This is a genomic window from Vibrio sp. ArtGut-C1, assembly GCF_002105475.1.
GTDB classification, from domain to species: domain Bacteria; phylum Pseudomonadota; class Gammaproteobacteria; order Enterobacterales; family Vibrionaceae; genus Vibrio; species Vibrio diabolicus.
The window spans coordinates 142,089-148,158 of the sequence record NZ_NCTH01000012.1; the positions used below are offsets into that span (position 1 = coordinate 142,089).

Genomic DNA, 6,070 nt, shown 5'->3' on the forward strand with positions numbered 1-6,070 from the left:
ATGAAATCCATTCTTTTGGTCGATGACAGTAAAACAGTACTACTTTATATCAGCAGTGCATTAGAAAAGCAGGGATATGAAGTTATTGCTGTTGAAGACGGACAATCCGCACTTGAAGTGCTGACTTATCGCAAAGATATTCAGTTTGTACTGAGTGACTTAATGATGCCTGGCATTAATGGTATTGAGCTGTGTCGGCAATTAAAATCGCAAGTTAGTGAACGTTACATTTTCTTTGTTTTATTGTCCTCTAGAAATGACCAGAGCTCGATCGTGAAAGGCATCGATGCTGGCGCAGATGACTTTGTGGATAAGAAAACGTCTGTAGAGGAGCTTCAGGCCAGAATCCGTGCGGGGTTTCGTACTTTAGAACTGCACAACAAACTCGTTGAGAGAAATAAAGAGTTAGATGCAGCCTATCGAATGATCCATCAAGATTTACAGTCTGCTAGTCACCTGATGGAGCAACTACTCCCAGCGGAGTCGTCTATCCAGAACATGCAATTTAGTTACGCCTACAAACCGTGCTCCCAGATTGGTGGTGACATGTTGGGGTATTTTGAGCTTGATGAACAACATGTCGCATTTTATGTTTTCGATGTTTCAGGTCATGGTGTTTCATCTGCTTTGATGGCTTTTTCTATCCAACAGACGTTATCTCAAAATCTGGGACCTGATTCGATAACCATGGAGCTAAGAGATGGCGACTACTGTATCAGTGAACCAGCAGCCGTTATTGATCGGCTAAACCGACGGTATCAGCAAACTAGGAACAGTCAGCTTTATTTCACCATGGTTTATGCCATTCTTAATACAGAATCAGGACAACTTCGCTATTGTACTGCTGGTCATCCTAAGTTCCTTGTTTGGCGAGCGAGCACCGAAACTACAGAGCTGGCGGGTGAAGACAACTTTATGATTGGCGCTTTGCAACCGATGGAGTACGTTGATAATCAAATTATTCTGAGTGAGGGGGATGTAGTATGGCTTTATTCGGATGGTTTGATAGAAGCGAGGCGAGGCGAGGCGATGTTTTCAGTACAAAGGTTGGCATCAAGTATAAAAGCTGTTTGTACTTCGCAATTAGAAGCAGAAGTGCAGGCTAGATGCGTCTTTGAACAAGTACAATCTTGGCAGAACAAAGATGAGTTTTATGATGATGCGAGTCTTTTACAAGTAAGGTGGCGTGGCTGATAGCCTAGGGATAAAGGAAAAGAATGTTCCAGAGCGAGTTTAAACGAACTTACGGTGGATCCCTTACTCGCTCTCGAAGTGCGAGCAAAGAGGTTGCTAAGTTTTTAATGGATAATCAAGTATCGTTAAGTACGGCTCAGTCATTGGAGCTTTGTGTTGTTGAGCTTATGAACAATGCTTACATCCATTCTTACAGCGAAATTGAAGACAAGCCGATAGACGTGGAATGTAGGATTAGATGCGACCAAATGTCAGATTTTATTGAACTTAGGGTTTCTGACTACGGAGCGTCAATCAATGAAATGACATTCAACCAACATAAAAATAAACAGATTGAGGCTCCTAACTTAATGGATGATGATAGTTGGTCTGCTTCAGGTCGTGGACTGATGTTAGTCGCTCAATTATCTGACCAGTTCAAGTTAGAAAAAGAGATTGGAAAAAACACGTTTGTTTTAGTGAAGAGGAACGGAGAAAAACTAACAACCAAGCAAGATCTATTCACCCCACCTGGTCCCTAGCGTTAATCTGACGGTTACGTTGTATATTATTGTTATTTTGTATTTGTGGTTGGTGCAGGCGACAATAATGCTTCCAACTCTTCTGGTGTCAGTATATCACTGATGTTTAGCATATTGCTCTCATCATCTAACGCCATCTTTGTACGACTAAGCAAGTACCTCTTTTGAGTTGGCGTTAAGTCTTTGAGAGACTCAATCAGCTCCTTGAAATTGCTATTGTTCATTGCCATATTTCCCCCAGTTAAGCCTTAATTTGTTTTATTGCATATTCTTCAAGTAAGCAAAAATTTGTTGATTAATGGCAGCTAGCTCTTTAGTAACTATAGCTATATCTGAGCTATCTGGCTTGTTATCGTTTCTTGTTTCTGCTTCTATTTTGGTGAAAACAATGACAGCGGTTTCTTCACCAAAGCTCTCTAGAATGCCCTTTAGACTGTGAGCCAATAAGTAGAGTTCCGGCCAACATTTGTTTGCGTACAACTCATTGATACGCTGTATGTCATTGGCGTGGTCTTCTAAGTATGTGGAAAAAACGGTGACGATAAGATCTACGTCGTTCTCCATGTATTTATTGAGAACATCAAAATTAATCATGTTTACCTCTGACTAACCGCGAGGTAGAAAAATGTATCGGATAGGAAGGTTGAAGTTGGGGGAGTTGAGCGCTGAACACTGTGCTTATCACTTGAGCTAGACTCATAAAAACAAAGTTATTGTTCGGTACACTTTGCCTTATATACAAGTGTCTATGATCTAATCTTTTGTGCAAAGCATTTTGCACTCGTGTCGTGGCAACACAAGTTACGTGATAGTGGGCTCCAAATAAAATGCTGGGTTGGGAACAATCTTGTCTACCTAGTTTAAAGCAATCATCAAATAAGTAAGCCAAGCGCTCGCCAACTTTGACTATTCCTTCAGTCAAGGTTAACTCTCCTAATCGAGTACAAATACAAGCTAGCAACCTAGTTGCATAATAGCAAGTAGCTTGACGCAAAAAAGGGGCCTTGAGCCCCTTTTGTACAATTAACTTTGCTTGGAGTCCTGTTCTACCTGCCTCATTAACTCGTTCGCTTTCTTCATTGCGCGCCTTGCGCTTGTGGTCCTTCTCTTATTGAGCAGTATGTCGGAGAAGCGCAGGTATTTATCTGCAGTTTTGAATCTCAAATCGTTAATATCTTGAAAACCGATAGGAAATTTCTTCGAAAACTGATCAACATCTTTCACTAAGTTATCGAGGTGAGTTGTTGTTCTTGCCTTTTCTAGGCGGTAATAGAAGTTTTCAAATTCCTCTTGGAACAAAATTCGAGCAGCCTCGTCCGGAAATGGTAGAGGATCGTTAGAGTCTAGCGCGGTCTCATACAGTTTCATCTCGAGGACTGCATCTTTCATCGCGTTGCTTATTTTTAAGTTGTTTTGATGCTCTTCAACGTTCGAGAAGAAAGTATTCCCAACCTTAATTAGCGCAACAAGTGCTGCAGCATCTTTATTTTTGAGTGCTTCAGTTAGGTGTTTACCAAAAACATCGCTAGATAATGAGCTTGGTGTAAATGGGTAATCCTGATGAATTTGATTTAACTCATCTTTCAGTTCATATATGGACTTACTGTCTTCTTCTTTACTGTATCGAGACTTTTCCAGTTGGCTATTGATTTGTCTGGCTATCGAAAGCAATGTGGAGTGCTTGCTTGATTGAATATCTAACGCCAGAACTTCAATTTTATGTGAGTCAGGGTAGTAGGCTTTTGCTTTGTTTAGTACAGACTCGATTTCATCATAATTTGGATAGTTGTTAGCATCAGAATTCAGAACCTGATCAATCTCAGATTCAAACTCACTTAGAAGGTAGCTCTTGTGCTGTCGTAGTAAGCCAGCTTTAATCACCGGGTGTAAGTTTTTCTCACTATTAATCAGTGACAAGCTTTTTTCTGGCGGTGTATCAAGCAACCATTCCTGCCCATTAATCTGATCATTTTGCTTGTTAATCGCTATTTCTAAATCAGAGATGGTTTCTTGTTGTTGTTGATAGCCAAATACGATTCCGGTAACCAATAGTACGCTTGCAGCTACACCACTAACGATAGGCCAATATCGCATGTTCAACTTTTGTTTTAACTGCTCTGGGGTAAGGTCTTTGGGGATGATGCCAGTTGAAAACACGCGTGCAAAGATAGGCCACTTAGATGCTGGCATATTAGCAGGTTTCGAGACCTTCATTTTCTTTTTGAGAGCTTCATTAACAGGAGTTCTTGAATAAGGATGCTTGCAACTCAATAACTCGTAAGCAATACAAAATAGCGCAAACATATCGTCGCTTAAGTTTGGCTCTTTACCCGACAACAAGTTGAGCGATGCGTAGTTTGGAGTATAACCAAGAGTCTCCACATTTTCGGATTTACGTTTAGCTGCGTATTGATCTTGCTTTAATTGATGAGTTTTAGATACACCAAAGTCGAGTAATTTAACATTACCTTCAGACGTTAAAATGACGTTAGCGGGCTTTAAATCGGCATGCACGACACCAAGTGAATGGGCGTAAGACAGGGCGTCAAGTACCTGATTTAGAATCGATAAAGTTGCATTAAACTTCAGCCCATGCGGCCTAGATCGTTGTATTAAATTCTCTAATGTTTCCCCATTAATATATTCCATCACTAAGAAATATATTTCGCCATCGACACCAAAATCAAAAACCCTAATAATATTAGGGTGACTTAATCTTTGTGTTTGCTGAGCTTCACGTATCAACATGCGTGCAGTCTCTGGTTGAGATGCAAACTCTTTTTGTAAAATCTTTAATGCTACGTAAGGGGTTTCTGAACCTGAAGATTCTAATATCTTATCTTTTGCCAAATAAACATCACAAAGTCCGCCATGGCCAAGAACCGACTCGATTTCATATCGATTTTTGACAGTTGTGCCTATTAAATTCTCATTAATAACATCTTTGTCATTATTTGATGTGTTATTATTATTGTTTATTTTATTATTAACTAACGGAGTGTTTTCTTTTTGAGACAGTTTTGTATTTGTTTCATTTTTATTTTGAACGGAGCCTTCATTGCTAGCAACTTTATTTGATTGAATTGCATTGTCTCGTTTTTGAGTCTTTACAATTTTAGTTTTGTCTCCGCTATCTTTATTATTTATAGAATTGTTTTTATTGCTATCTTCCATCACAAGAACTCCGTATAAATGATGGGGGAATATATACCTTTCTGCTCAATGAAAAGTCATTATGTTAGAATTTCGCGGCCAAACTAACATTCGTTTTTTTATTGATGAAAGTCTAAGTGTCAAAAATTTGAACTTGGTTGGATAATTAAAATTGTTGAACATTACGTGATTGCTTTGATAAAAAAATGATTCATTATTCCGTGCATGATTTTCAATGGCAGGTTTAAGGTTTTTATTAATCTTACTGTTAATAAGAAAGTGACTAATAATAAAATTAAAAATAATATTTAGCAGGTCTTTGGCGAGGTTTACATGAAGTTGGTTTTAACCATAACAAGTTTTCACAAATTTACTCCAGAGATTGAGAGTGAGTTTGTGTTTGAATCAAGTGATGAGCATGCCAAAGTTACGTTTGGTCGGTCTGAGCAATGTGATTGGACACTGCCAGACCCTGAAAGAGTAGTATCCGGAACTCACGGAGAGCTCATCAAGTTTGGTGATAAATACTTGATAAAAGACTTATCAACTAATGGCACGTTTGTTAATAACGCTGTGACACCTGTGGGCCAAGGAAATGAGATTGCACTAAGTGACGACGATACGGTTAGTTTAGGGGATTACCAAATTTCAGTAAGTATTCAAACTAGCACTGAGGCATTCCATAATCAGGAAAGTAACTTTCGTTCCAGTTCAGAACCTGAAGCATTCTCGAGTTCATCTGAAGCAGAGTTTGTAGACCTCGGCCTTAGTGCCAGTGAGCTTTTGAATGAGAGTGTTCCTTCGGACTTTCAACTAGATATTGGCTTAGTCGATGATTTTATTGATATCCCCAAACCAGAAAAACAGAGTGTAGATCCTACACCTGTACCGGAAACCCCACGACAGCTAGAACGTCAATCAACTCCCAAATTTGATAGTAAAGGGAGCGAGCTTGCGGCGTTCATTAAAGGAGCGGGTATTGATCCAACGATGATTCCCAGCGATAACAGAGAGCAATGGTTTGAACAACTGGGGGAATCATTTTCTTTGATGTTAGTTGGTTTAATGGAAACGCTGCACAATCGAGCGGTATTTAAACAAACAAATCGACTTAGAACCTATCCCAAAAGGGATTTATTCCAAACAATGAGGCCACAAGCAAAATGCAACATGGCCTCGTAGTTTTCGATTTTCTTTTCCCA

General features: G+C 39.4%; 5 protein-coding genes and 2 pseudogenes. 3 read left to right on the forward strand and 4 right to left on the reverse strand.

Annotation, left to right across the window (positions count from 1 at the left end):
• Together B7360_RS12860 and B7360_RS12865 are read left to right on the forward strand one after the other, a co-directional pair.
• Complete coding sequence (locus B7360_RS12860; protein ID WP_085343674.1) at positions 1–1,194, forward strand: PP2C family protein-serine/threonine phosphatase; 1,194 nt, start codon at positions 1–3, stop codon at positions 1,192–1,194.
• A gap of 23 nt (positions 1,195–1,217) precedes the next feature.
• Positions 1,218–1,715, forward strand: a complete 498-nt coding sequence (locus tag B7360_RS12865) for an ATP-binding protein (RefSeq protein WP_085343675.1) — start codon at positions 1,218–1,220, stop codon at positions 1,713–1,715.
• Between the two features lie 32 nt (positions 1,716–1,747).
• Here B7360_RS12865 and B7360_RS12870 read toward each other — a convergent pair whose 3' ends face one another.
• The 3 genes from B7360_RS12870 to B7360_RS12880 all read right to left on the reverse strand — a co-directional run bounded on the left by B7360_RS12870 (position 1,748) and on the right by B7360_RS12880 (position 4,889).
• The gene (locus B7360_RS12870) at positions 1,748–1,939 is read right to left on the reverse strand and encodes a hypothetical protein (RefSeq protein ID WP_012842175.1); all 192 of its coding nucleotides are present in this window, start codon (positions 1,937–1,939) and stop codon (positions 1,748–1,750) included.
• A 34-nt stretch (positions 1,940–1,973) separates the two neighbouring features.
• Positions 1,974–2,309: an Hpt domain-containing protein gene (locus B7360_RS12875; RefSeq protein WP_046875350.1), complete on the reverse strand. Its 336-nt coding sequence runs from the start codon at positions 2,307–2,309 to the stop codon at positions 1,974–1,976.
• A 429-nt stretch (positions 2,310–2,738) separates the two neighbouring features.
• Positions 2,739–4,889, reverse strand: coding sequence for a serine/threonine-protein kinase (locus B7360_RS12880; protein WP_085343676.1), 2,151 nt, complete (start codon positions 4,887–4,889; stop codon positions 2,739–2,741).
• A 312-nt stretch (positions 4,890–5,201) separates the two neighbouring features.
• Here B7360_RS12880 and tagH point away from each other — a divergent pair.
• A pseudogene (gene tagH, locus B7360_RS12885) lies at positions 5,202–5,981 on the forward strand (type VI secretion system-associated FHA domain protein TagH); the annotation flags it as partial.
• 5 nt (positions 5,982–5,986) lie between these two features.
• On the opposite strand, the pseudogene B7360_RS24560 reads toward tagH, so the two are convergent.
• Positions 5,987–6,070 (reverse strand): annotated as a pseudogene (locus B7360_RS24560) (IS5/IS1182 family transposase); the annotation flags it as partial.